We start from the raw sequence: 26,399 nt of genomic DNA on the forward strand, positions 1-26,399 counted from the left end.
TATCCTTTTTCCCGATAAATGCCGTCAACAGCCATATTGAAGTTGCGCCATTACTGCGCTTACCAGGAACGTTGCCACAGTGAGATAAAGAACAAATGCCTGGAGCTGGGGTTGCGCGGGGAGGAAGTGGATGAAGCCATAGCGGCGCTGATATCAGACAACTTCCTCAACGAGGAGCGATTTGCCCGGGCTTTTGCAGGAGGGAAGTTCCGTACCAAACAGTGGGGGCGAAAAAAGATCCTGGCAGAGCTGAAGCAACGCCAGGTATCTGCTTATTGCATTAAAAAGAGCATGGAAGAAATTGATGACGCAGAATATGAACATATGCTTACCAGCCTTGCCATAAAGAAATATGCCTCCCTGAAAGGGGAACAGTACCTGAAACGGAAGTACAAGACCATACAGTACTTATTGCAGAAAGGGTATGAGCCCGAGCTGGTACAGGGGGCTGTGGAACAGATTGCGAAAGATCAGAAAAACAGGGAAACTGCCTCAGATTGAGCTTCTTTTGGGAAAAGAACTGTGGCCGCTGAAAATATTAACTGATATGTTGCCCGAAATTTTCATATTTTTTAATGGAAGTCTTTTTAATTTTAATTCTTAATATAAAAAGAATATATGTCGGACCTGAAAGTAACGCTGATACAAACGCAATTGCATTGGGAGAATATTGAGCAGAACCTGCGCATGTTCGATGAGAAGATCAATTCCATTAAAGAGCGTACAGAAGTAGTGATACTGCCTGAGATGTTCAGCACCGGTTTCAGCATGAAATCTGAGCAGCTGGCTGAAACTATGGATGGCAGTGCCGTGCAGTGGATGAAGAAGAAAGCGGCCGAAAAGAATATAATTATCACAGGTAGCCTGATCATTAAAGAAAATGACCAGTACCTGAACCGTCTTATATGGATGCAACCCAACGGCGTAGCCGGTACATACGATAAACGCCATCTCTTCGGTTATGCAGGAGAGCATGAACACTACCAGCCTGGCGATAAAAGGCTGATAGCCCAGGTAAAAGGCTGGAAGATCTGCCCCATTATCTGTTATGACCTCCGTTTCCCTGTATGGTCCCGCAACGTGATTTCTCCTGAAACAGGCGCACCTGTATATGATGTGCTGATCAATGTAGCGAACTGGCCTGAGAGAAGGAGTATTGCCTGGAAAACGTTGTTGCATGCCCGTGCCATTGAAAACCAGTGTTACGCTTTAGGCGTGAACAGGGTAGGCAATGATGGGAACAACATTTACCATAGCGGCGACAGCAGCATCATAGACCCACTGGGAGAGATCATTTACAGGAAAGAGCATGACGAGGACATTTTCACTACTACATTAGAACGCTCCCGCCTGGACGAGATAAGGAAGAATATTCCTTTCCTGAAGGATGCAGATAAATTCCAGGTTTTTTAAATGTTGAAAGGAATACATCATATTGCGATAATATGCGCTGATTATGAACGTAGCAAGGAATTCTACACACGGGTACTGGGATTGAAGATCATCCGGGAGGTATACCGCATGGAACGTCAGTCCTATAAGCTGGACCTGTCCCTGAACGGTCATTATATTATAGAATTATTTTCATTTCCGGACCCGCCGCCACGGGTGAGTGGTCCGGAAGCCTGTGGCCTGCGGCACCTTGCCTTTGCAGTAGATGACATTGAACAGGCTGTGACTCATCTTAAATCACATGCCGTAGTACCCGAGCCTATACGTACAGATCCCTACACCGGCAGGCGGTTCACGTTTTTTACGGACCCTGACGGATTACCGCTGGAACTTTATGAAGGTTAACAGCAAGTTGTAGGAACACCTGACAGGATTAACTATGACTTGCAGACTTATAAACGGTTAAAACCATAGTTAATGCTGACTGCCTACGTTAACAGTACCATTTTTACAGGAGATGCCTGCCTGCAGGGTTATGCAGTGCTTACATCAGAAGGAAGGATCACAGATGTTCTGCCGTTGGCACAGGTTCCGGCGGATGCCGGTGTTGTTGACCTGAAAGACACTTATCTGTCGCCCGCATTCATTGACCTGCAGATCTATGGAGGTAACGGCAGGATCTTCCCCTCTCAACTGGACAGTGCTACCCTGCACGCTATTTATGAGTACAGCAGCGCCGGCGGCGCGGCTTTTTTTATGCCTACACTTCCTACCCATTCATACCTGGCCATACGGCAGGCCATTGAAGCTGTAAGGCGATACTGGGAAGAAGGAGGTCCCGGCGTATTAGGCCTGCACCTGGAAGGGCCGTTCATTAACCCTGAAAAGAAAGGTGCACACCCCGAAAAATATATCAAGATACCTACTGAAGAGGAGATAGACCTGTTGCTGAAGTATGGTGAAGGCATTCTGAAGATGATGACACTGGCGCCTGAATGCTGTGATCCGGCACTGGTAAGAAAGCTGCAGAGTGCAGGTGTGGTGATCTCTGCCGGTCATAGCAACGCTGATTATAAAACAGCTTACAATTCCTTTGAGGCAGGCATTCCCACTGCCACCCATCTCTTTAATGCCATGTCTCCCCTGCAAAGCCGTGCTCCTGGCCTGGTAGGCGCTATTTACGACCATCCGCAGGTATGCGCCAGCGTAGTGGCAGACGGGATACATGTGGATTTTAACGCTATCCGCATCAGCAAAAAGATCATGGGAGACAGGCTGTTCCTCATTACTGACGCAGTAGAAGAGGGAGGGGAAGAACCTTATAAGCATATCAGGAAAGCAGATCATTTCGTCAATTCACATGGAATATTATCAGGTTCCTGCCTTACTATGCAACAGGCAGTAAAGAACTGTATCACGAAAGTGGGTATTGCGCCGGAAGAGGCGCTGCGCATGGCGTCTACCTATCCGGCAAAAGTGGCTGGTTTACAACATGAGCTGGGGAAAATTGCTCCAGGATACCGTGCCGCAATGGTTGCTCTGAACGCAGAGTGGGATATTGAACAGTTTATTGGCCTATCTTAGTGCTCTGAACAGGCAATGATCTACGCTTAAAACAGAACATTAAAACAAGCTTCCCCCTACCGGGCTGACTCTTATTATCGCTGATTATGAGCATCATACATTTCTTAAAGAAGAACCAGTATAAGAATCTCTTCCTGCTTACATGGCTGTTGCTGGTACTAGGCCAGGCATGTTTCACAGAGCTGATGGATGATGAGGCTTATTACTGGGTTTACTCACAACACCTGGACTGGGGCTATTTTGATCATCCTCCTATGGTGGCGTTGCTCATTAAACTGGGGTATTCCCTGTTCCATAATGAACTGGGCGTGCGTATAGGTATGGTAATACTGAACTTCCTCACCCTCATCATCACAGATAAACTGATACCGGGAAGGGACAACCGTCTTTTTTACCTTCTCCTTTGCGTCATGGGCGCTATGCAGATAGGTGGAATGCTGGCGGTTCCTGATGTGCCGCTTATATTTTTTGCTGCTCTTTATTTCCTGGTATACCGTTCTTTCCTGGAACAACAAAGCTGGAAAAATACATTACTGCTTGCATCGAGCATGGCACTGATGTTCTACAGCAAGTACCACGGCATTTTACTGGTAGGCTTCACCGTTATTTCCAATCTCAACCTGCTGCGTGTATTCAAATTCTACGTAGCCTGTGTGGTAACGGCCATCCTGTTCTTTCCACATCTCTACTGGCAGTATGCGCATGGATTTCCCTCACTGCAATATCATCTGGTAGAGCGGAATGCGCCCGCATATGATTTCAGTTATACAACAGAATATATTCTTGGGCAGCTGCTTTTGTTTGGTCCGCTGGCAGGATGGCTGGTATTATACTATGCCTTTGTATGTCCGATACAGAGCGCATTTGAGAGAGCATTAAAGATCTCCGTTATAGGCGTACTGGCGTTTTTCCTGCTGAGCACTATCAAAGGAAGGGTAGAGGCCAACTGGACGGTAATGTTGTTCACTCCTGTGCTGGTGCTTGCACACCAGGCTATACGCAGGAAACGTTCCCTGAAATGGTCGGTGAAAGTATTGCAATACCTGGCGCCTATTACTGTAATGGTGGTGCTGATAGTAAGGATCTATCTTGTATGGGATTTTCTGCCAGGGGTTGAAATAAGGCCGGAGATACATAATAATAAACCCTGGGCAGCAGCTTTGAAAGAAAAGGCGGGCGGAAAGCCGGTGGTATTCCTGAACAGTTATCAGCTGCCATCCAAATACATGTTTTACAGTGGTGATGTTTCTTACAGCGTTAACAGCCGTTATTCCCGCCGCAGTCAGTACAATTACTGGCATACAGAAGAACAGCTGTGGGGAAAGCCGGTAATGATAGCTTTTGAACCATCTAATAAGGATATCCCGGTAACAGACAGTGTGCGTACCGTAAAGGGTCAGTGGAATTATTATATAGCTGATCCATACTATTCTTATTCGCTGATCTCTATGACGCCGGGATTGAAAGAAATGAAGGCAAGGCCGGGAGACAGGGCTTACTTTGTTGTGAATGTAAGGAGCGGGTACAGCAAACCACTGCCTGCAGATACTTCCAATCCTGTAATAGGTTATGCGTTTACAAGGAAGAAAGACGCTGTTCCGGCAGTAAAAACAGATATAACACTGACGCGGGCATTAGAGAGGAAGATAGTTACAATGGAAGTGATCATGCCGGATAAGCCGGGTACTTACCAGCTGAAATTCTGTGTGTTTGCAGGTGTGCTGCCTCCAACACATAATAGTCAGGGCGTAAAAGTCATTGTAGAATAAGTTGTTTTTTTATTTAAAAAGAGGCTGTATCACAACCGGTACAGCCTCTTTTTCTTTATTGCTGGAACGCATTCCAACCCTGCGCCACTAACTTAAACTTATTTCCTCCTTTAGTGAGAATATGTGCTCCTTCGCTGATATCTGTCATGTAACCTATTACACTGATCTGTTCTGAAAGCACTATTTTATCATAATCTGCCTGCTTCATTGTGAACAGCAGCTCGTAATCCTCTCCACCACTCAGCGCGGCAGCTGTCGGGTCCAGGCTGAACTTCAGCGCCATTTCCTTCGTCTCTCCTGCAATAGGTATCTTCTCTTCGTACAACACACAACCCAGGTTGCTCTGCTTGCAGATATGCAGTATCTCGGAGCTGAGGCCATCGCTCACATCCATCATGGCAGTAGGAACAATATCCTGCTCCTGGAGAAATTCAATGATATCTTTACGGGCTTCCGGCTTCAGCTGGCGGCCAATTATATAGGTCTGGTTTTCCAGGTCAGGCTGTAACTGCGGACTTTCCAGGAAGATCTTTTTCTCCCTTTCCAGCAGGGTAAGTCCCAGGTAGGCCGCGCCAAGATCTCCGGATACGCAGAGCAGGTCTCCTTTCTGGGCGGTGGAGCGCTTTACGAACTGATCAGGAGATACTTCACCTATGGCGGTAACGCTGATCACAAACCCTTTCTGGGAGGAGGTAGTATCTCCGCCTATCAGGTCTACACCATATTTCTCACATGCAGCATATACGCCTTCGTAGAACTCGTTCAGGGCATCTACAGAAAAGCGGTTGCTGAAAGCTATGCTCATAGTGATCTGGGTGGGAGTAGCGTTCATGGCATAGATATCAGAAAGGTTCACCACTACTGATTTATAGCCCAGGTGTTTCAGTGGGGTATACATCAGGTCGAAGTGGATGCCTTCTATCAGCATATCTGTAGAGATAACTGTCTGCCGGCCAAAATGATCTATTACAGCGGCGTCATCGCCTACGCCCAGGATAGTGCTGGCCTGCTGGATCTCTATATTTTTGGTCAGCATTTCTATCAGTCCGAATTCGCCGAGCGCGTTAATCTCTGTTCTTTCTTCACTCATTATTGTAATGATTATCGTTTACCGTTTACAACATCTACCAACGACTGGTGTATCAGCCCGTTGGTAGCTATCAGGGTTCTCTGGTAGGGAGAGTAACGTTTTCCGCTGAAGTCGGTCACTTTACCACCGGCTTCTTCAACAATAAGGAAACCGGCAGCGGCATCCCATGCGTTGAGGCTATGCTCATAAAAACCGTCAAAACGGCCGCAGGCTACCCAGCAAAGATCTATGGCTGCAGAGCCGAGACGGCGTACCGGCTGTCCTTTTTTGACAAAGTGTTCAAATATAGTGATAGGATTGTTCTCAGAATCTTCCCAGGTATAAGGGAAACCGGTTACCAGGCAGGCCTTGTTCAGGTCTTCTTTGGCAGAGATACGGATGGGCTTGTCGTTCAGGGTTGCGCCTTTTCCTTTTTCAGCAAAGAAGAATTCGTTCATGAAGGGGTTGTAGACAGCGCCCATAACCATTTCACCGTCCTGTTCAACACCAATGGAGGTACAGCAGATGGGGATGCCGTGTGCAAAGTTAACGGTGCCGTCCAGCGGATCAATGATCCATTTCACGTTGGAGTCAGTGCTCAGCTCACCGGATTCCTCACTCAGGATGAAGTGCTGGGGGAAATTTTCCCTGATGGCACTGAATATGGCCGTCTCTGCGTTCTTGTCGGCTTCCGTCACCAGGTCATTGACTGAGCTTTTGCTGCTTATCTGGAAGGAGCCGTTAAAGTATTGCTGTAGTACTTTACCGCCGGCTTGTGTAGCTTTAAGAAGGGTTGATTTTAACATGGGGCAAAGGTACGCGGGAATTTTTTTACCGCCCATATCGTTTTTAGTAATATGTTTGTATAAGATTGCCAGGGGAACAATGGAATCCTTTAATTCCCACCAACCGGGTACATGGCAATCCGAAATTCGGCGTATTTTTGCGAATTATAAATGAGAAGGTAATTAATGGCCATTTTAGGAAATCTTATATCCAGGTCACTGCGCATCAGGAAGAAATTCACATTCAAGTTAGGGACACCTCGCCAATATCAGCTGCAGGTATTACGCCGCTTGCTGTCAAAAGCGAAGGATACGCAGTTTGGCCAGCATTACAAATTCCAGGAAATACTGAGTAGCTCCAATATGATGGCGCAGTATCGCGCCCAGGTGCCCGTGCATAACTACAATAAGATGCACGATGAATGGTGGCACAAATGCCTGGAAGGGCAGGCTAACGTTAGCTGGCCTGAAAAGATCAAATATTTTGCGCTGAGCTCGGGTACTTCCGAATCAGCCAGTAAACATATCCCGGTAACGCGCGATATGCTGAAGAACGTCAAGAAAGTAGGCGTGAAACAGCTGTATTCTATGGCTAACTTCGATATTCCTCCCAAATCCTTTTCCAAAGGGATCCTGATGCTGGGTGGCACCACCGCCTTGTATGAAAAGGGAGATTATTATGAAGGAGACATGAGCGGTATTCAGGCCAAGAACATTCCCCGTTGGTTCAGACGTTTCTATAAGCCTGGTGGCAATATCTCCAGAAAGCCCAACTGGGAACAGCGTATTAAACTGATAGTAAGAAAGGCGCCGCAATGGGACGTAGGTACCGTATGCGGGGTGCCTGCCTGGGTACAGATAGTACTGGCGGAGATCATCAAATATCACGGTGTAAAGAATATCCATGATATCTGGCCTAACCTGGCAGTATATATTCACGGTGGGGTATCTTTTGAACCTTACAGGGACAGCTTCCAGAAATTGCTGGGTAAACCTATCAATTTCATAGAAACCTATATGGCATCTGAAGGTTCCTTTGGCTTCCAGGCCCGTCCGGGAGTAAGAGGGATCAAACTGGTGCTGAACACCGGGATATTCTATGAATTTATTCCGTTCAACGAAGAGAACTTCAATTCGGATGGTGATGTAAAGCCTAATCCGAAATCTTATATGATCCACGAAGTAGTAGAGGATGTGGAGTATGCAGTGATGCTGTCTACCTGTGCGGGTGCATGGCGTTACCTGATCGGCGACGTGGTGAGGTTCACTTCCGTGAAAGAACATGAGATCATTATAGTAGGACGTACCAAGCAGTTCCTGAGCCTTTGCGGAGAGCACATGAGCATTGACAACATGAACAGGGCTATTGATATTGTGCAGAAGAAGCTGGGTATTACCATTAAGGAATTTACTGTTGCAGGATTCCCTTATAATGGCCTGTTTGCTCACCGTTGGTATATTGGTACTGATGATCTGAATGTAGATAGCAACCGTGTACGTGAGATCATTGACCAGACGTTATCTGAGGTGAATGATGACTATGCGGTTGAAAGGACTTCTGCACTGAAAGAGCTGTTTGTGGAGATACTGCCTAATGAAGTGTTTATTGATTATATGAGGGCAAAGGGTAAGGAAGGCGCTATGAACAAGTTCCCACGTGTATTGAAAGGAGACAAGCTGAAGGACTGGGAGAGCTTTCTGAGTGTGAAGTCTGTTTGATCTTTTATCCGGGAGAGGATATATTATCAATAATTTTTAACGATTTTTATAGACCAAAAGAGGGTAACTTCATTCATCAGGTTACCCTTTATTTTTTACACCCCAGAAGGGTAACGGTAATTGGAATTTTGAAGCGATGATAGCAGCACTCGTAGCAGGACTTGGGTTGGGATTGGTTTTGTCGTTATCTGTAGGTCCGGTAATATTCGCCATTATTAAGTATAGTATAAATAACGGTTTTAAGGCCGGTATCAGTTTTGCGTTGGGAGTATCTTTCAGTGATATCTTCTATGTGCTTACCGGTAACCTGCTCACTTCATTTATCACAGGCCTGGAGGCATATAATGAATGGATAGGTATAGGTGGTGGTACTTTGCTGATAGGTATGGGAGTGTATGGCCTGTTCTTCAAAAAAGTAAAGATCAGTACGGGGGATGAGCGTCCTGAAATGTTCCGTACACATGATTATCTTAAGATCTGGCTGGCCGGTTTCCTGATGAATACGCTGAACCCTGGTGTACTGGTATTTTGGTTGCCGGTATGCATTGCCAATACCGCCACATCTGTTTCCCACCGTTTAATAATGTATGGTACCTGTCTTATCTGGGTATTATCTACCGACGTACTGAAGGTATTTGTAGCAGATAAGATCCGTCATAAGCTGACCTTTAGTAATGTGGTCTGGCTGAATAAAATAGCGGGTGGAAGTATGATCCTGTTTGGGTTAGTACTGCTGTACAAAGTATTATTTGATGTAGCGATCACACATTAGTATATAAAGACATTAAAAGCAGAAAGCCATTCAGTCAGTTTACACTGCGAATGGCTTTTGCTTTTATTGGTGGTGGTAAAAATCTATTTGATGGTCCAGGTCTCTTTACCTGCCAGGAGCTTATCCAGGTCTCCTGCACCTTTACGGGTAAGGGCATCTTCTACCTGGAAGTTCAATTGGTCTTCGTAAGTAGGACGGAATGCCTGGTAGAACACGCCGAAAGGACGTGGCATATGTCCTTCAATACGCGGATCGTCAAACATGCGTGTCAGGATCTGCGCCTTGTAGAAGTCTTTCTCATCATGGACCCAGCAGTCATCAGCGGTATAATCGGTTCCCAGTTCAACTACTACAGGCTTTAACCCGTCCAGGCGGATACCTTTGTTCTTCTGTGCGCCGAATACCAGCGGCTGACCCTGTTCTACAAACAGTGCTTCTTCCGGCTTGCTGCCTTTTTCTGTGAATATCTCGAAAGCGCCATCATTGAAGATGTTACAGTTCTGGTATATTTCCAGGAAGGAAGCGCCTTTATGTGCATGGCTGCGTTTCAGCAGTTCCTGCAGGTGTTTGGGATCACGGTCCATACTGCGTGCAATGAAGGTTGCATCAGCACCCAGGGCCAGGGCCAGCGGGTTGAACGGATGATCTATACTGCCGAAAGGAGTGGATTTGGTTACCTTGTTCTCTTCGGAAGTAGGAGAGTACTGCCCTTTGGTCAGACCATAGATCTGGTTATTGAACAGCATGACATTAATATCGAAGTTACGGCGCAGTAAGTGAATGGTATGGTTACCACCAATGGAAAGGCCGTCACCATCGCCTGTTACTACCCAAACGCTGAGCTCGGGACGCACTGCTTTTAAACCGGAAGCTATGGCTGTAGCGCGACCATGGATCGAGTGCATGCCATAGGTGTTCATATAGTAAGGGAAACGGGAAGAACATCCAATACCGGATACTATCACGATATTTTCCTTTGGAATACCCAGTCCGGGCATGATGGTCTGTACCTGTTTTAATATAGAATAATCGCCGCATCCGGGGCACCAGCGTACTTCCTGGTCTGTTGCAAAATCCTTCGCTGTTAATGTCTGCGGTGCTATAGTTGCTGTTGACATTTTTTTATTTTAAAGAGAAAAATGATTTTCGGTGGGCAAAGTTACGAATTGTAGCGCTAAGCGGTTTACGCAATAAGGAATACTTCCATATAATGCCCCCCTGAACTTAAGCCTGTGCCTGTAAAGCTTCCCAGTATTCGGCTGCTCTCCTGGTATGTGGTATGACTATCGTGCCTCCAACAATATTGGCTACGGCGAATATTTCATACATTTCTTCTGTGGTAATGCCCTGTTCGTAACATTTACCCAGGTGATATTTGATACAATCATCGCAACGCAGTACCATCGAAGATACCAGTCCCAGCATTTCTTTTACTTTGGTACTTAATGCTCCTTCAGCATAAGTATTTGTATCCAGGTTAAACAGGCGGTTGATCACCTTGTTCTGTTTTTCCAGGATCACCTCGTTCATTTTAGCCCGGTAGTCGTTAAAAGCTTTTATCTCATCTGCCATTTTATAGTTATTTGCACACCTTAAAGCTATGAAGAGATTAGCAAATATAAATCAATCTACTTGTTTGGTAGACTATGTCATTTGGCACTGAAAAGGCCGCTTTCTTAATGTGTTAATAATGAATTTGTTATGGGGGTATTTATAACTACAGGTTATTAGACATAACAAGAAGTGATGCTGCACCGGGCATTATCCTTATTACTCCCCTTAACAATAAGATAATATTAAAACCCTTCCTTTGCGGCATTATTGCCTGACTATGTTTGTAATACGCTTCTTTTTATTACTGTGTTTAGGAGGATTACCAGTAATATATCTTGCCGCACAACAACTGGAACAACATGAAGAATACAGGAGACAGGGCCCCAATACTGAGTTCCTGGCGCTGAAAGATGCTTATAACCAGGCTGTGGAAAAGAAAGACCCGCTGGCAGCGGCAGACTGCCTCGAGAAAATGGGGGAGATCTGTTTTCACCTTGGGCATTACCCCCAGGCGCTGGATTATCACCTGCAGGCAGGGCAGATATTCCGGGAGCAGGGAGCGCAGGACAGGGTTGCCAGTAACCTGAATCATATAGGGCTGCTATATTATTATAATAAACAGAAGGACATGGCCCGGAAGCAATACGAAGAAGCGCTGGACATCTATACCCGGCTGCATAATAATGCCGGGATTGCAGTCACCTATGGAAAGATTGGCCACCTGTATGAGAAGCAGCAGCAGTACGACAGCGCCTTTTCCTACCAGCGCAGGGCATTGGGCGTTAGCTTACAGGCAAATGATAAGCAGGGCACTGCCAAGATCTATGAGAATATGGGAAGTATCTATGAAGACCTGGCAAAATATGATTCCGCCTATTACTACTTCCGCAAAGCGCTTGAACTGAATGAACAGACCGGAGAACGGATTGCCCGCATAGAGATACTGAACAACCTGGGAGACGTACTGAGAAAGACAGACCATTACCCGGAATCTATTATCCAGACCCGCAAGGCCCTCATCCTGGCAATGGAGCTGAATGAACAGCGGCAGATGAGCGGGGCCTACCGGGACATAGGCAAAGCCTATCACCTGATGGGACAGGATGACAGCGCCTTTGTATACCTTGAGCAGAGCAGGGAGTATCTGCTGGATACCTATTCAGACGAGAACAGCAAACAGGTAGCGCTCCTGCAAACCGTTTACGACATTGAAAAGAAGAATAACGAAATAGAGAAGCTGCAGAATGCCCGGAAAACCACCGGCATCATTACTGTGGCCATCATAATAGTAGTGTTGCTGCTGGTAGTACTTTGCCTGCTCATCATCAGCCGGCAGCGGCTGAAGATCAAAAATGAACAGATGCTGGGACTTCAGCACCGGCAGATCTTTGAAACAGAAAAAGAACTGATGGCCACCGCCCTGGAAAATAAACAACTGCAGGAAGGAAAACTGAAAGAAGAACTGGAGGCCAGGTCGAGAGAGCTGACCACTCATACCCTTCACATTATCCAGAAGAACCAGTTGCTGGAAGAGCTGCGCCTCAGGCTGGATGAGATGGTAAAGGATGAAAAACGGGACCAGAAGAAACAGCTGAAACAGTTGCTTCAGCAAATCAACCATAGCTTTAATCATGATCAGTATTGGGTAGATTTCCGGAACATCTTTGAACAGGTGCACCAGACTTTCTTTGACAATCTCAAGAAATATTGTGATTCCCTGACGGCTAATGACCTCCGCCTGGTAGCCCTGCTGAAAATGAATATGGGGTCTACTGATATTGCCACTTTACTGGGTATCTCACAGGATAGCCTTCGTGTGGTACGCTACCGGTTAAGAAAGAAACTGAACCTGCAGCAGGGGGAAAGCCTTACCGCCTTTATCCAAAGCTTATAGAACATATTATTTATTATTTGTTTGTGTCAAATATTTATTTGACCTCGTCATATATGCTTAACATTCCCATAATGTTACGGTAATATTTTCTTAACGGTCATTCTGTTACGATGATAATGGCTGATATTCAGTTGATTGTGTGGTTTTTGTTTCGCTTGTTGCCTATCTGTATACGGTAGTTGTAACGCTGTTTCCTTTTTGTATACCCTCAGAATTTTGCTTCATAGCGGCTCAAATGCACTTTTGCCGAAGGATTAACCTTCTACCGATATGCGACAAATCTTTTTAACTGTTTTATTCTCCTGGCTCAGCATGATATGCCTGGGTCAATCAACCGGACTGGTTACCGGTAACATTATAGATAAGAACCAGCGCTTGTCTCTTCCCGGAGCTACATTGAAACTGAAACCGGGCAGTCACTACACTGTTTCGAACCAGCAGGGTAAATTCGAGTTCCTCAGTGTACCTGCAGGTACCTATACCCTGGAAGTAACTTATATAGGGTACCAGCCATTTACCCAGGAAGTGACCGTTACTTCCGGCAAAGCTACAGAAGTAGCTCTTCAGCTGGAGGCAGGTGGCGTTTCCGGGAAAGAGGTGCTTGTAGTGGGCGACCGTCTCCGTGGGCAGGCAAAAGCCCTGAACCAGCAGAGGAATAATCCCAATGTCACCAACATTGTATCTGCCGACCAGATAGGCCGTTTCCCGGATGCCAATATTGGCGACGCTATAAAGCGTATTCCCGGCATCACCATGCAGAATGACCAGGGAGAGGCCCGTAATATCATCATCCGTGGTCTGGCGCCCGAGCTGAACGCTGTGAGCCTGAACGGCGACCGTATCCCTTCTGCTGAAGGTGATAACCGCCGTGTACAGATGGACCTTATTCCCTCAGATATGGTACAAACCATCGAGGTGAATAAAACCCTTACCCCGGATATGGATGCAGACGCCATCGGCGGATCTGTAAACCTGGTGACCCGCGCCGCTCCAAACGGTCCTCGCGTATCGGCTACCATCTCCGGAGGTGTGAACCCCATCCGTAATAAACCTTTATATACCGGCGGACTGGTATTGGGCAACCGTTTTTTCAACAATAAACTGGGCGCCGTATTGAGCGCTTCTTATAATAACAACGACTATGGCTCTGACGACGTGGAAGCTACCTGGGTGAAGGACGATTTTGGCCATGTGTATACAGAAGAAGTGGAAGTGCGTAAATATAATGTACAGCGTATCCGCAGAAGTTTGTCGGCCGCCCTCGATTATAAACTGAACGCTAAGAACACTATTTACGCCAATGCTATGTACAACTGGCGTGATGACCGTGAAAACCGTTACCGCCTGCGTTTTGCAGATATTGAACCTGAATATGACGGCAGCAACAATGTTACAGGTTATACCGGGCAGGTACGCCGTGAAACGAAAGGTGGCATAGATAATGGCCGTAACAAGAGCAGAAGGCTGGAAGACCAGCGTGTGCAAAACTACTCCCTGCGTGGTGAGCACCTGCTGGGCAGCAAGGTTGACCTGGACTGGGCAGTGAGCTATTCTTCCGCCAGCGAAGACCGTCCTAACGAACGTTATATTGAATACCGCAAGAAAGGAGAAGCGCTTACTTTAGACCTCGCAAATACCCGCTTCCCGCTGGCAACTGCCCCGGAAGTAACAAACGAAGATTTTGAATTAAGCTCTCTGTCAGAAAACCATGACTATACCAAAGAGGACGAACTTGGTGCAAAAGTGAACCTGCGTTTCCCTTTCAGCATCCTGCCTGACCAGAAAGGACGCCTGCGTATAGGTGGAAGGCTGCGTCTGAAAGACAAAAAACGTGATAACAATTTCTTCGACTACGAACCAACAACAGATTTTGCTACCCTGGCCAACATGCCTACTGTTAATATCAGCGGCGATGGTTATCAGCCGGGAACAAAATATACACCGGGTACCTTCATCTCCAACACTTACCTGGGAGGCCTGCAGTTAAACAATGCTTCCCTGTTTGAGAAGAGCGATAATCCTGCTGAATACCTGGCTGTGAACTTCAAAGCCAAAGAAAGGATCACAGCAGGTTACATCCGCTGGGACCAGGACCTTACCAGCAAGCTGTCTGTGATTGCAGGTGTTCGTATTGAAAACACACATATCGATTATAAAGGTAACGTGGTAGCTGAAGAGGAAGAGCTGGAAGGAAAACGTGAGGTGCAGAACAGCTATACCAACGTATTGCCGGGCCTTACGTTCAAATACAATGTAAACAGTGACCTGGTGCTCCGTGCAGCTGCTACTACTTCTATTGCACGTCCCAATTACTATGACATTGCTCCTTATGTGAGCAGCGTAGCCGGCGATGCGGCAGTAAGTGCAGGTAACCCTCATCTGAAAGCTGCATATGCGTGGAACTTTGATCTCATGGCAGAGCAGTATTTCAAATCAGTAGGTATTCTTTCCGGTGGTGTATTCTATAAAAGCATCAACGATTTTATCTACACCTACAGGGATGATCAGTACACCAGGGCAAAATTTGCAAGCGATTACAGCGATATTGCTACTAACCCTGTTCCTGATGGCGAGAACTGGACATACAAGCAGGCGCGTAACGGCGACAATGTAAAAGTATATGGTTTTGAAGTGGCTTTACAGCGTCAGCTGGACTTCCTGCCTGGTTTCCTGAAAGGCTTTGGCGTGTATGTAAACTATACTTATACCAAATCAAAGGCAGACGGTATCTTCAATGCTGATGGCGATAAACGTACAGACGTAACCCTGCCGGGTACTGCTCCGCATATGTTCAACGCGTCCTTGTCTTACGAGAACAGCCGCTTTACGGCAAGGCTGTCCGGCAACTACACTGCTGCTTACCTGGATGAACTGGGTGGTGACGATTTCAGTGACCGCTACTATGACAAACAGTTTTTCCTGGACGCCAACGCATCTTTTAAACTGACTAAACGTTTAAGGATCTTCGGTGAAGCAAACAACCTGACCAATCAGCCGCTGCGTTATTACCAGGGTATCTCTTCCAGGACTATGCAGGCAGAGTACTATCGTCCAAGGTATAACTTCGGTTTAAAGTTTGATTTATAGTTCTTAAATACTTATTGTATCAGTCTATCCGCCGGCGGACGGACTGGTACAATACCCTAAATAAAAGAGCGGATGTTAAAGAATATACTGGCACTTTCAGGCTGTATCGTTTTTCTGAATGCCTGCCAGAACCAGGCTAAAACAGTTACAAGGCCGGATGGAATAAAACCGGTGATAGTTACGCAGGAAACAGGCTATGATACCGACGATCCTGCTATATGGATCAACAGCGCAGATACGTCAAAAAGCCTGATCATAGGTACTGACAAAGACAGTAACGGAGGATTATATGCTTTTGACCTGGAGGGAAAGATCGTGAATAAGGTGTTGGGATTAAAACGTCCTAACAATGTAGATATAGCTTATGGCTTTAAGTTAAATGGACAGGTGGTGGACATCGCGGTGCTGACTGAACGTGAGACCAACAGCATCCGCGTGTTCCGCCTGCCTGACCTGGCTCCGCTTGACAATGGAGGCATCCCGGTGTTTGCGGGAGAGAAAGAACGTGCGCCAATGGGAATAGCCCTCTATACCCGTCCTGCAGATGGCGCCATCTTCGCCGTAGTAGGACGTAAGTCCGGTCCTGCAGACGGTTATCTCTGGCAATACCGTTTAGCAGATGCCGGCGGGGTAATAAAAGCTAAGCTGGTGCGTAAGTTTGGCGCTTACAGCGGTAAGAAGGAGATTGAATCTGTTGCGGTGGATAACCGCCTCGGTTACATCTATTACTCCGACGAAACCGTTGGCGTACGCAAGTACCTGGCAGATCCTTCCAGGTATGACAATAAAGAACTGGCGCTGTTTGCTACAGAGGGATTTGTATCAGATCACGAAGGCATTTCTATCTATCCAACTTCAGACAGCACCGGTTATCTGCTTGTCTCCAACCAGCAGAACAATACTTTTATGGTGTATCCCCGTGAAGGTAATGACCAGAAGCTGCTGGCAGAGATCCCGGTATCAACACTGGAAAGTGATGGAAGTGATGTTACACCTGTACCATTGGGCAGTAAATTTCCTAAAGGAATGTTTGTGGCAATGAGTAACGGGAAAGTGTTTCATTACTATTCATGGACGGATATAGAAAGCAGAATCAAAAAATAGAAAGAAGAAGGCCCGCAGTTTTGTGGGCCTTCTTCTTTATTGAGCTATTCTAAATTATTGAATGGTTGAACTTTGGATCTTGCTATCATCTTCTTCCGAAGCCTGTAAAAAGTCTTTTACTCCCTGAACTATCTTATCTGCCAGTAACAGCCTGAAGTTCTCATCCAGTATTTTCATTTCATCTTCAGGGTAGCTCAGGAACAAAGTTTCTATTAATGCATTTGGAAACTCAGTAGGCTGATTCAGTATGAAATTGAAATTGGCGTTGTTCTTAAAATCTCCCAATCCTGTTTCCAGTAGGCGGTTATGGATATACCGGTTCAATGGTTCGCAGAAGGGATGCTTATAGTAAGTGGCGGTGCCTTTCACATCAACAGGATTGACGGAAGAGTTCATATGTATGCTGAGCAGCAGGTCAGGGCTAAGCTGACGGTAGTTGAGCAGCCTGTCCTGGTTATCTACAAACTGATCTGACATACGGGTGGTAATAACGCGCGCTCCATCTTTCTCTAACGCTACTTTCACCAGCATGGCAAGAGAAAGGGTGAGCTGTTTTTCGTAAACTCCCATTGGCCCTACAGCTCCTACATTCCCGCCGCCATGCCCGGCGTCCAGGCCAATAACAAGATCTTTCAGCAACAGGCTGGCCGGCTGACGTTTTACACGTACCATAAGTGTATTGCCGTTATAATAGATCTTATAGCCCCAGGGTTGTGCATGTTTCAGGGAGATAGCAATGCGGAACACGTCCGGTTCTGTCTGCTGCCATCCAATCTTACTGATCTCTCCGGTGCTTTGCAGCTCAGGTACAAGGTCCGGCTCTGAATAGGCGCCATGTACATCGACGATGATCCTGCCGGGACCTACTTCCTGTGTGGAGAGATAGGGTAGCTTCTCAGAAAGCACAATAGAAATGTAATCGTACTTATCATCTCCCCAGACTTTCACTGTATCGATGATGTTGAGAGGAGCGGGTTCTGCAAGAGTAGCTGTATCTACCAACCCTTCCGGAATATAAACAAAGCGCTTACTGCTGAGCTGTACCTTATAATGTGATCCTTCTTTACCTGTTATCCGTAACAGCACATTTTTGTCCAGGTACCCTGCTTTCTCCGGCCCCAGACGGTCTCCTTCAGGAGAAACGGTTACAAAGGTCTGATCGTCTATTGTACGGCCTACAAGCAGCTGGTTGCGCTGGTAAGTATAACGGTAAGTGCCGGGCAATACGGCGGTAGCGCCTGATCTGTCTCTTAGTGTAACGCTGATGCGGTTGTTGAGCAGGGAGTCTGCCTCGGTCACAACATGAAGACCGGTATAAAAGCCGGGTATGCCGCTGGTCTGATCTGCCGGCAGTTCACTGAGAGGTTCGCTATTGAACCAGGTAGCTTTCCCGCCGGGGTAGCCTTTCATCCTTACCCGCAATGTATCTCCGGGAGAAACGATGGTATTGGTTTTGGGGCTGATGGTAACATAATCTATTCTGAAAGAAGGCGTGACCTTCAGTGGTGGTGGCGGATTAAAATAGTAGTTGTAGGTACGGGATACAAATTTCCCTGTACTGTCGGTAGACGAAAGCACCAGGAGTGTTTTTCCTGGTTTAAGATCGCGCTTTAAAGCAAATACCCCGTTGGGGTATACGTGAATGCTGTCATTATTCAGGAGTACTTTACAGCCCACACAGGTGCGGCCTGACATGAACTGCCTGGCTGTATTGGTGTTAATCTCTGTTCTTGTAGGTTGCAACATTTTCAGGAAGGCCTGTGCATGGACCTGTACTCCTGTAAATGCCATTTGTACCAGTAATATTAATGCGAATCTCCTCATAGTTCCTCCCCGGAATAAACAAAAAAAATGCCATCCGGCTCTTACGGATGGCACTTCGAAAGTATTGAAAAATATGAAGATCTGTTTTACCAGGCGTATTTATTTTCTGCGATCAGCCTTTCAGCTATACGTCTGCGGGCATCCCGTGTATTGAAAGGAGCTGTTTTGGTAAAGCGTTTGATACCTAACAGCATCATACGTTGTTCATCTCCTTCAGCAAAGGAATTGATGGCATCTTTCGCATATTTATTGACACGGTCTGCAGTATCATAAAGATAAGTGCGTACTATGTCTGCCTGTAAGGTCTGGTTGCTTTCGCCTTCTACTTCTGCTCTTTTCAGAAGTCGCAGCAGGGCGCTTTCCGCAGTAAAGGTCTCAATGGCCATATCTGCAATGTTCATGAGAATTTCCTGTTCTGTTTCCAGTTTTGCCATCAGCTTCTGTGCGGCAGCACCTGCTACCAGCAGGATAGCTTTCTTCAGGTTCGCTATCACTTTCTTTTCAGCGCTGAAAAGTGTTTCATCTTCGCTGCCAAAGTCAGGGATGCTCATGAGCTCCTTCATTACCGCCATAGCAGGATTGAGCAGGTCAAGACGGCCTTTCATAGCACGTTTGAGCGTCATGTCAAGTATGAGCAGGCGGTTGATCTCGTTGGTGCCTTCGAAGATGCGGTTAATGCGGCTGTCGCGGTAGGCTTTGGATATTACGTATTCATCGCTGAAACCGTTACCGCCATGTATTTGTACACCTTCGTCCACAGCATAATCCAGCGCTTCTGAACCGGCCACTTTCAGGATGGCGCATTCTACGGCATATTCTTCGGCAGCGCCCAGCAGTGCTTCACTGAAAGGTTTGCCGGAAGCCTGGAGTTCTTTTTCTTTTTCATCTATAAGCTGGGCGGTACGATAGAGTGCCGCTTCGCATGCCCAGTTACGGATGGCCATTTCAGCCAGTTTATGTTTGATGGCGCCGAAGTTGGAGATGGGTTGTTTAAACTGTTCGCGGGTGTTGGCATACTGAACGGTGAGGGTGGTAACGTTCTTGGCTGCACCCAGGGCGGCAGCGCAGAGTTTTAACCGGCCTATGTTCAGAATGTTGAAGGCGATGAGGTGTCCTTTGCCTATCTCTCCCAGTACATTTTCCACAGGTACTTTTGCGTCCTGGAAATAGATCTGGCGGGTAGAGGAACCTTTGATGCCCATTTTATGTTCTTCGGCTCCCAGTGTAAACCCGGGAGTGTCTTTATCTACGATGAAGCCTGTAAATTTATCGCCGTCAATTTTTGCAAATACGGTGAATACATCTGCAAAGCCGGAGTTGGTGATCCAGCATTTCTGGCCATTTAGTAAGTAGAACTTCCCGTCATCAGAAAGCTTTGCTGTGGTTTTGGCGCTGAGCGCATCTGAGCCGGAGTTGGGCTCTGTCAGTGCGTAGGCGCCTTTCATAGCGCCGCTGGCCAGGGAAGGGATGTATTTCTGTTTCTGTTCTTCTGTGCCAAAATAGAGGATAGGCAATGTTCCTATACCGGTATGTGCCGCCATGGCTACAGAGAAGGAGTGCCCTGCACCCAGGGCTTCGTTGATGAGGGTAGCAGTTACAAAGTCTTTTCCAAGTCCGCCATATTCTTCAGGAAGGGCCGCTCCCAGCAGGCCCAGTTCGCCGGCTTTGTCAAGCAGTGAAGGCATCAGTCCTTCTTCCAGTTTATCAATACGGTCTAATACAGGAGAAACTTCTTTGGTTACAAACTGTTCCGCCATTTCTTTGATCATCCGTTGTTCTTCATTGAAATCTTCGGGTGTAAAGACTTCATTTGCAGCGGGTTCTTTAACGAGGAATTCTACGCCTTTCAGCGCGTGTTTATTATCAACTGTGGCATCCATCGTGATGAAGTTTTAGTCTTCTTGTAATTTAATGGATTTGATGGAAATAACCACTAATTAAAAGTTAATACATTTGTAATATGCCATCCTTTTTCCTCTCATATGCAAACAGCCGTTTTCACGGTATCTCCGAAGGGCATGGAGAGGAGCTGCTGATATGTCTGCATGGGTTTGGAGAAAATGCGGAGAGTTTCTCGAAAGTCCGTCATACACTGGGGCAGCTATTCACCATTGTGGCGCTGGATCTTCCTCTGCATGGTAAAACAGAATGGAAGGAAAACCGGCAGTTCACACCAGACGATTTGCGGGCGGTGATAAAGCTTGTGCTGGAACAGCAGTCGCAACGCACGTTCTCGCTGATGGGCTACAGTATGGGAGCAAGGGCTGCATTGTGTGTGATACCTGCGTTTGCAGAACAGGTAGAGCGTTTGTACCTGCTGGCGCCGGATGGTTTGAAGAACAACCCCTGGCATATGTTTGCCACGCAGACAAAGATAGGCGCCTGGCTGTTTAAGTACAGCACCTATCACCCCGGATTGCTTTTTAAATTGATGGACCTCTGGCATAAGCTGGGTTTCCTCAATCCCAGTGTGCACCGGTTTGCGTACGGGAGCATGAACACGCTGGAAAAACGGGAACGGGTATATTTTGTGTGGACCTGCATGAAGCAGATGATGCCGGATAAAAAACAATGCAGGGAATTGCTGAGGAAGTACAAGGTCAAAACACTGCTGATCTTTGGTAAGTATGACCGTGTTATACCTCCGGTGCTGGGTGTGAAGTTCATGGATGGCACTTTTCCCTGTAAGATGCTGGTGATAGATAAAGGTCACCAGTTGCTGGGAGAGGAACTCGGAGAAGCTATTTTAGATAATTACGAATGATATTCGTCCCTAATAATCAACTATGTATTTTATTCTATCGGTCTTTTTGCTGCTGGGGCTTGCTTACGGTATATTGATGTTTCGTTATGGTCAGGGATGGAAGAGATTGCCATCATTTAAACCCTTACGCCCGGTAAGCGGCAATACGAAGGTGACCGTCATTATTCCTGCAAGGGATGAAGAAGATAACCTGCCTCCTTTACTGGCAGCTCTCAAAGCGCAGACGTATCCTGCCCATTTGTTTGAGGTGATTGTGATCGACGATTTTTCGTCAGACAATACTCCTCATATAGTAAAGGATTTCCCTGTTGCTAACATAAAACTGTTGCAGCTCAGCCAGCATCTGAGCGCAGAGCAGCGCCTCAACTCCTATAAGAAGAAAGCCATAGAAATGGCGGTAGAACAGGCAACGGGAGATATTATCATGACCACCGATGCCGACTGTGAAATGGGGCCGGAATGGATCACTACCATGGTGCAGTTCTATGAAACCTATCAGCCTAAGTTCATTGCGGCGCCGGTAAGCTTTCACCGGGAAACTAATTTCTTTAAAGTGTTGCAGTCGCTCGATTTCATGACCATGCAGGGCATTACCGGGGCGTTGGCGGCTTTGAAAGAAGGAACAATGTGCAATGGCGCCAACCTGGCCTATGAACGTAAGGTTTTTTATGAAGTAGGGGGATTTAAGGGAATAGATAATATTGCCTCCGGCGATGATATGCTGCTTATGTTCAAGATCTACAAAGCATATCCTGACGGCGTATTATATCTGAAGAGTGAGGATGCTATTGTACAAACGTTGCCGGTAGATACTTTCCGGGCATTTATGAACCAGCGTATACGGTGGTCGTCCAAAGCAGACAAATACGATGATAAGAGACTGACCTGGGTGCTGGCCCTGGTCTATTTCTGGAACCTGGCTTTCCTGGCAGCTCTTATTGCCGCCTGTTTTTCCCGTTTCTGGCAAACCTGGATAGGGTGGATGTTTGTATATAAAGTACTGGTGGAATTCTATTTCCTGATACCAGTAGCCAGGTTCTTTAAAAAGGGAGACCTGCTCACAAAGTTTATACCCGGGCAGTTGTTCCATATTCCTTACATTGTAGTAGCGGGATGGCTGGGTAAGTTTGGTTCTTACCAGTGGAAGGGAAGGAAAGTAAAATAAGGTTATGTCAGACAGATCATCTTTCAGCAAACAGGCATGGCGGCGGCTGCGGCGTAATAAAGGCGCGGTAGCTGGTATGTTGCTGATAGGGGTAGCGCTGATAGTGAGTGTGCTGGCTTATATACTGGCGCCGGACGGTACGCCTTATGCCAACAGGATGATGCTGGAAACCGGCGGGCAACGTCCCGGTACACATGTACAGGTGCTGGCCGTGCAAAAGGAGCAGCCCCCGGAAAAAGCAGGGTTCTTTACCCGCCTGCTGAAAGGGCAGGAAGAGGCGGTGACCTATATTCCTATCCGTGGCTGGAGATTTTCGGGGAATGATATCATCATTGACAAGTACCTGGATGAGGAAGAGACTATAACAGAGAAATATAGCCTGAGCAGGGTGGTATATGGTAAGGAAGTACCGGTAACAGATGCCCGGAAGCTGCAGCAGGAAGTACAGGCCGGTCATATCAGGGAACAAACGTATTGGCTGGGATCAGATAAATTTGGACGGGATATACTCAGCAGGTTACTGGTAGGTACCCGGGTAAGCCTTAGCGTGGGTTGTATTGCTGTGATCATTTCGTTAACAATTGGGGTAATACTGGGAGCTGTGGCCGGATATTTCCGTGGTGTAACAGACGATGTGGTGATGTGGCTGGTAAATGTGATCTGGTCTGTACCTACATTGTTGCTGGTATTTGCTATTACCCTGGCCCTGGGTAAAGGGTTCTGGCAGGTGTTCATAGCTGTGGGGCTGACAATGTGGGTCAATGTAGCCCGTATAATACGGGGGCAGGTACTGGCATTAAGGGAGTTACCTTTTATAGAGGCTACCAGGGCCCTGGGTTTCGGGCATACCCGTACCATTGGCAGGCATATCCTGCCTAATATACTGGGGCCTGTCATGGTGGTGGCGGCAGGTAATTTTGCCACGGCGATAGTTGTGGAGGCCGGACTGAGCTTCCTGGGAGTAGGGGTGCAACCTCCGCAACCCTCCTGGGGATTGATGATCAAGGAGAACTATAATTTCATCATTACCCATAACCCTTTGCTGGCACTGGCCCCTGGAGTGGCTATTATGCTGATGGTGCTGGCTTTTAACCTGTTAGGTAACGGGCTTAGGGACGCGATGGATGTACGGCAGTAAAACCCGGTTTGGGATAGTGTATCAAAACCTTGCTTCGCATGAAAAAAAAGTATAATTTTACTTTATTCACAATTGTTTTAACTATGCCTTTGAAATCATATCTTTTAGCCGCTGTAGCATTGTTAGCTCTGACCTTTTCTGCCTGTAAGAAAAAAGGAGCGATAGAACCTAAACCTGAAGAAGAACTGTTAAAGGTGTCCCTTGAAAATGTAGCAGAAGGACAATATACCGCAGCTCCGGGCACTACTTATACTTTCCAGGTAAAAGTCAATTCAGTAATGCCTCCTGAAGGCGTGAATGTAGAAGTGAATGCTATCACTGATCCGGGCGGGATCGTTTTCCCGCAGAACCCGGTAGCCCCCTCACTGGATTCTACTATCAATATAACATTGACAGGGCTGGAGCCGATCCGTACTGTAAAGGTGACAATACTGATCACGTCTGTGAGCAATCCTGCCAATAAGATCTCCAAGTATTTCTGGATCACGAATAAATCTGATAACTAAAAGATAATACAGGCTGTTGAAGGCCGTTGGACTTCTGTCCGGAAAAAAATCGCTCCGCCTCCGGCGAGCGATTTTTTTATGTAAGACCAGTTGGTATTAAAAGCATGGATGCTGTATGGATACTCCTACTCAAAGCCTACTATAGAGTATGGATAGTGTATGGGCTACGGTATCACTTTAGCGCCACAGTACTTTCCAAAAGGAAGTGCCTTCTCCCCTCGATATTTCTCCCTAGTTTTGCACCTGCAGAACAAGCAGCTAACTATGCGTATAGGAGTGAATGCCGCCTGTTTATTGCAGGAATCACCTGCAGATACGGGCAATATCATTACAGATATGTTGACAGGATTAACCCGGTTGCACCCGGAGCATACTTTCATTTTCTTTTATGACAGCGCTCCTTCTCCGGCGGTACAATGGCCGGAGAATGTAATGCAGGTGGTGGTGCCTTTGAAAGGGCACAGGTCCTGGCAGGAATACCTCTGGCTGGAGTGGAAACTGAAACGCGCTATACAACAGCAGCAGCTGGACCTTTTCCTGAGCCTGGACGGGCGTCTGCCCCTGGGTAGTAAAGTGCCGGCACAGCTGCTTGTAACAGATACCGGGTTCCTGCATGATGTGGCGGGTATACCTGCTTCCAGGCAACGGGCCGGGCAGAAGAATATGATCAGATACCTGCAGAAAGCAGGGGAGGTCCTGGTATTGTCTCATACACTGAAAGACGACCTGTTGCGATATGCTCCGGAGATAGAGGGAAGGCTGAAGGTGCTGCAGCCGGAAGTGAATCCGGCCTATAAACCGTTGGAATGGGAAGAGCGGGAAGATGTGAAGAGGGAGTTTGCAGGCGGTGTGGAATATTTCATTGCTGTAGGCAGCCTGCATCCCCGGAACAATATCATGCCGCTGCTGAAAGCGTTTTCAGCCCTGAAGCGCAGGTTGCATTCCAATATGAAGCTGGTACTGGCCGGATCTGCCACCACAGAGGGGACGGAGATCACCACATCTTTACCTTCGTATAAATACCGGAACGATATAGTATTGTTGCAGGATGCAGATCAGCAGACGCTGGCACGTGCCATAGGCGGCGCCTATGCTATGATATATACCAGCCGTTTTGCCGGGGTAGCCATGCCGGTATATGCTGCCTTACAATGCCAGGTGCCGGTAATAGCGCTGGAAAGCGCTGTTGCCAGGGAAGCAGGGGGAGACGCCGTACTGTATGCTGATCCGGAGAACCTGGAAGACCTGGCCAATAAAATGTGCCTGATCTATAAGGACGAGGAGCTGCGCGGCAGACTGCTGGGAAAGATCACTCCTCCGGCCGCTGCAGGGAACGTGGAAATGCTCATTGGGTGAAGATTAGTCAATTAGTAGTAAATTTGCGTTTTCAAAAAATATAAGGGCTAGACTTTATGGCAAAAACATCTACCATACAGATACAGGTTGGACTGGACGAAGACAGGATACCTGAAAAAATAGAATGGCGTGCAACGGACAGTTCAGAATCCGACCGTTTCCAGCAGGCAAAAGCAATGATGATCGCTTTCTGGGATGGCGGAGACAAAACCGCACTGCGTATAGACCTGTGGACAAAATCAATGATGGTGGATGAAATGGCAGATTTCTTTTACCAGACCATGATGACCATGGCAGATACCTACCAGCGCGCCACGCCTTATAAAGACCAGGCAGACGACCTGCGTAAATTTGCAAAGGACTTCTTTAAGAAATTTGAGGAGAAACAGAAACAGGAGCAATAAAGCACGGACTAAAAATAACCACATATGTCATTAGAAGTAAACATCAATGCAGCCATAAAAGCAGCTATGCTGGCTAAGAGCGAGGCAGAACTGCGTGCATTGCGTGCTATCAAGGCTGCGATACTGCTGGCAAAGACAGCAGAAGGTGGTGGAGCGGAACTGGGAGAAGCAGAAGAGACCAAACTCCTGCAGAAACTGGCTAAACAGAGGAAAGACTCCCTGGAGATCTTCCGCCAGCAGAACAGGGAAGACCTGGCAAAGAAAGAAGAAGAAGAACTTGAAGTGATAGAGAAATACCTGCCTAAACAGCTGGACGAAAGTGAACTGAGAGGTATTATCGCTGAGATCATTGCTTCCACAGGCGCAAGCTCTCCTGCAGATATGGGCAAGGTAATGGGCGTAGCCACCAAACAGCTGGCCGGTAAAGCAGATGGCAAAGCCATTTCTGCACTGGTAAAAGAGCTGTTAGCAAAATAATAATCCGGGTAAACAGGGGCTTAGCCCCCTGTTTAT

The 26,399-nt window shown here is 47.0% G+C and carries 23 protein-coding genes; 17 read left to right on the plus strand and 6 right to left on the minus strand.

What is annotated here, in order from left to right; all coding sequences use genetic code 11:
* Positions 1-18 precede the first annotated feature (18 nt).
* The 5 genes from GO493_RS03835 to GO493_RS03855 all read left to right on the plus strand — a co-directional run bounded on the left by GO493_RS03835 (position 19) and on the right by GO493_RS03855 (position 4,745).
* Positions 19-501, plus strand: a complete 483-nt coding sequence (locus GO493_RS03835) for a regulatory protein RecX (RefSeq protein WP_157304773.1) — start codon at positions 19-21, stop codon at positions 499-501.
* Between the two features lie 117 nt (positions 502-618).
* Complete coding sequence (locus tag GO493_RS03840) at positions 619-1,413, plus strand: amidohydrolase (RefSeq protein WP_157304774.1); 795 nt, start codon at positions 619-621, stop codon at positions 1,411-1,413.
* Entirely contained in the window at positions 1,414-1,797 is a 384-nt protein-coding gene (gene gloA2 / locus GO493_RS03845; RefSeq protein ID WP_157304775.1) for an SMU1112c/YaeR family gloxylase I-like metalloprotein, read from the plus strand. It begins immediately after the preceding gene.
* Positions 1,798-1,869: 72 nt separating this feature from the next.
* Entirely contained in the window at positions 1,870-2,976 is a 1,107-nt protein-coding gene (gene nagA / locus GO493_RS03850; RefSeq protein WP_157304776.1) for an N-acetylglucosamine-6-phosphate deacetylase, read from the plus strand.
* 86 nt (positions 2,977-3,062) lie between these two features.
* Positions 3,063-4,745, plus strand: coding sequence for an ArnT family glycosyltransferase (locus GO493_RS03855; protein ID WP_157304777.1), 1,683 nt, complete (start codon positions 3,063-3,065; stop codon positions 4,743-4,745).
* A gap of 55 nt (positions 4,746-4,800) precedes the next feature.
* Here GO493_RS03855 and thiL read toward each other — a convergent pair whose 3' ends face one another.
* Together thiL and GO493_RS03865 are read right to left on the minus strand one after the other, a co-directional pair.
* A complete protein-coding gene (gene thiL, locus GO493_RS03860) occupies positions 4,801-5,835 on the minus strand; it encodes a thiamine-phosphate kinase (protein ID WP_157304778.1) in 1,035 nt (344 codons plus the stop codon).
* Between the two features lie 11 nt (positions 5,836-5,846).
* Positions 5,847-6,620 carry an inositol monophosphatase family protein gene (locus GO493_RS03865; protein WP_198315472.1) on the minus strand — a complete coding sequence of 258 codons (774 nt, stop codon included), beginning with the start codon at positions 6,618-6,620 and terminating at the stop codon, positions 5,847-5,849.
* A 165-nt stretch (positions 6,621-6,785) separates the two neighbouring features.
* On the opposite strand from GO493_RS03865, the gene GO493_RS03870 reads away from it, so the two are divergent.
* Both GO493_RS03870 and GO493_RS03875 read left to right on the plus strand, forming a co-directional pair.
* Positions 6,786-8,318, plus strand: coding sequence for a GH3 family domain-containing protein (locus GO493_RS03870; RefSeq protein WP_157304780.1), 1,533 nt, complete (start codon positions 6,786-6,788; stop codon positions 8,316-8,318).
* A gap of 136 nt (positions 8,319-8,454) precedes the next feature.
* Positions 8,455-9,090 (plus strand): LysE family translocator, encoded by a 636-nt coding sequence (locus GO493_RS03875; protein ID WP_157304781.1) that lies wholly within the window; start codon positions 8,455-8,457, stop codon positions 9,088-9,090.
* 83 nt (positions 9,091-9,173) lie between these two features.
* Here GO493_RS03875 and GO493_RS03880 read toward each other — a convergent pair whose 3' ends face one another.
* Positions 9,174-10,208, minus strand: a complete 1,035-nt coding sequence (locus GO493_RS03880) for a 2-oxoacid:ferredoxin oxidoreductase subunit beta (protein WP_157304782.1) — start codon at positions 10,206-10,208, stop codon at positions 9,174-9,176.
* A gap of 106 nt (positions 10,209-10,314) precedes the next feature.
* Positions 10,315-10,662, minus strand: coding sequence for a carboxymuconolactone decarboxylase family protein (locus GO493_RS03885; RefSeq protein WP_157304783.1), 348 nt, complete (start codon positions 10,660-10,662; stop codon positions 10,315-10,317).
* A gap of 259 nt (positions 10,663-10,921) precedes the next feature.
* Here GO493_RS03885 and GO493_RS03890 point away from each other — a divergent pair, with 259 nt between their 5' ends.
* The 3 genes from GO493_RS03890 to GO493_RS03900 all read left to right on the plus strand — a co-directional run bounded on the left by GO493_RS03890 (position 10,922) and on the right by GO493_RS03900 (position 16,729).
* Positions 10,922-12,538, plus strand: a complete 1,617-nt coding sequence (locus GO493_RS03890) for a tetratricopeptide repeat protein (RefSeq protein WP_157304784.1) — start codon at positions 10,922-10,924, stop codon at positions 12,536-12,538.
* A gap of 270 nt (positions 12,539-12,808) precedes the next feature.
* The gene (locus GO493_RS03895) at positions 12,809-15,625 is read left to right on the plus strand and encodes a TonB-dependent receptor (protein ID WP_157304785.1); all 2,817 of its coding nucleotides are present in this window, start codon (positions 12,809-12,811) and stop codon (positions 15,623-15,625) included.
* A 72-nt stretch (positions 15,626-15,697) separates the two neighbouring features.
* Positions 15,698-16,729, plus strand: a complete 1,032-nt coding sequence (locus tag GO493_RS03900; RefSeq protein WP_157304786.1) for a phytase — start codon at positions 15,698-15,700, stop codon at positions 16,727-16,729.
* A 54-nt stretch (positions 16,730-16,783) separates the two neighbouring features.
* Here GO493_RS03900 and GO493_RS03905 read toward each other — a convergent pair whose 3' ends face one another.
* Together GO493_RS03905 and GO493_RS03910 are read right to left on the minus strand one after the other, a co-directional pair.
* Positions 16,784-18,553: an N-acetylmuramoyl-L-alanine amidase gene (locus GO493_RS03905; RefSeq protein ID WP_157304787.1), complete on the minus strand. Its 1,770-nt coding sequence runs from the start codon at positions 18,551-18,553 to the stop codon at positions 16,784-16,786.
* An 86-nt stretch (positions 18,554-18,639) separates the two neighbouring features.
* The gene (locus GO493_RS03910; RefSeq protein WP_157304788.1) at positions 18,640-20,433 is read right to left on the minus strand and encodes an acyl-CoA dehydrogenase family protein; all 1,794 of its coding nucleotides are present in this window, start codon (positions 20,431-20,433) and stop codon (positions 18,640-18,642) included.
* Positions 20,434-20,513: 80 nt separating this feature from the next.
* On the opposite strand from GO493_RS03910, the gene GO493_RS03915 reads away from it, so the two are divergent.
* From GO493_RS03915 to GO493_RS03945, 7 genes are all read left to right on the plus strand, one after another.
* Positions 20,514-21,317 carry an alpha/beta fold hydrolase gene (locus GO493_RS03915; RefSeq protein ID WP_157304789.1) on the plus strand — a complete coding sequence of 268 codons (804 nt, stop codon included), beginning with the start codon at positions 20,514-20,516 and terminating at the stop codon, positions 21,315-21,317.
* A gap of 22 nt (positions 21,318-21,339) precedes the next feature.
* Entirely contained in the window at positions 21,340-22,482 is a 1,143-nt protein-coding gene (locus GO493_RS03920; protein ID WP_157304790.1) for a glycosyltransferase, read from the plus strand.
* 4 nt (positions 22,483-22,486) lie between these two features.
* Positions 22,487-23,620, plus strand: coding sequence for an ABC transporter permease (locus GO493_RS03925; RefSeq protein WP_157304791.1), 1,134 nt, complete (start codon positions 22,487-22,489; stop codon positions 23,618-23,620).
* 83 nt (positions 23,621-23,703) lie between these two features.
* The gene (locus GO493_RS03930) at positions 23,704-24,126 is read left to right on the plus strand and encodes a hypothetical protein (protein WP_157304792.1); all 423 of its coding nucleotides are present in this window, start codon (positions 23,704-23,706) and stop codon (positions 24,124-24,126) included.
* Between the two features lie 264 nt (positions 24,127-24,390).
* The gene (locus tag GO493_RS03935) at positions 24,391-25,482 is read left to right on the plus strand and encodes a glycosyltransferase (RefSeq protein WP_157304793.1); all 1,092 of its coding nucleotides are present in this window, start codon (positions 24,391-24,393) and stop codon (positions 25,480-25,482) included.
* A 56-nt stretch (positions 25,483-25,538) separates the two neighbouring features.
* Positions 25,539-25,886, plus strand: a complete 348-nt coding sequence (gldC, locus tag GO493_RS03940; protein ID WP_157304794.1) for a gliding motility protein GldC — start codon at positions 25,539-25,541, stop codon at positions 25,884-25,886.
* A 24-nt stretch (positions 25,887-25,910) separates the two neighbouring features.
* Positions 25,911-26,363, plus strand: a complete 453-nt coding sequence (locus GO493_RS03945; RefSeq protein WP_157304795.1) for a GatB/YqeY domain-containing protein — start codon at positions 25,911-25,913, stop codon at positions 26,361-26,363.
* Positions 26,364-26,399 lie beyond the last annotated feature (36 nt).

This window comes from Chitinophaga tropicalis (genome assembly GCF_009758205.1).
Lineage (GTDB): Bacteria > Bacteroidota > Bacteroidia > Chitinophagales > Chitinophagaceae > Chitinophaga > Chitinophaga tropicalis.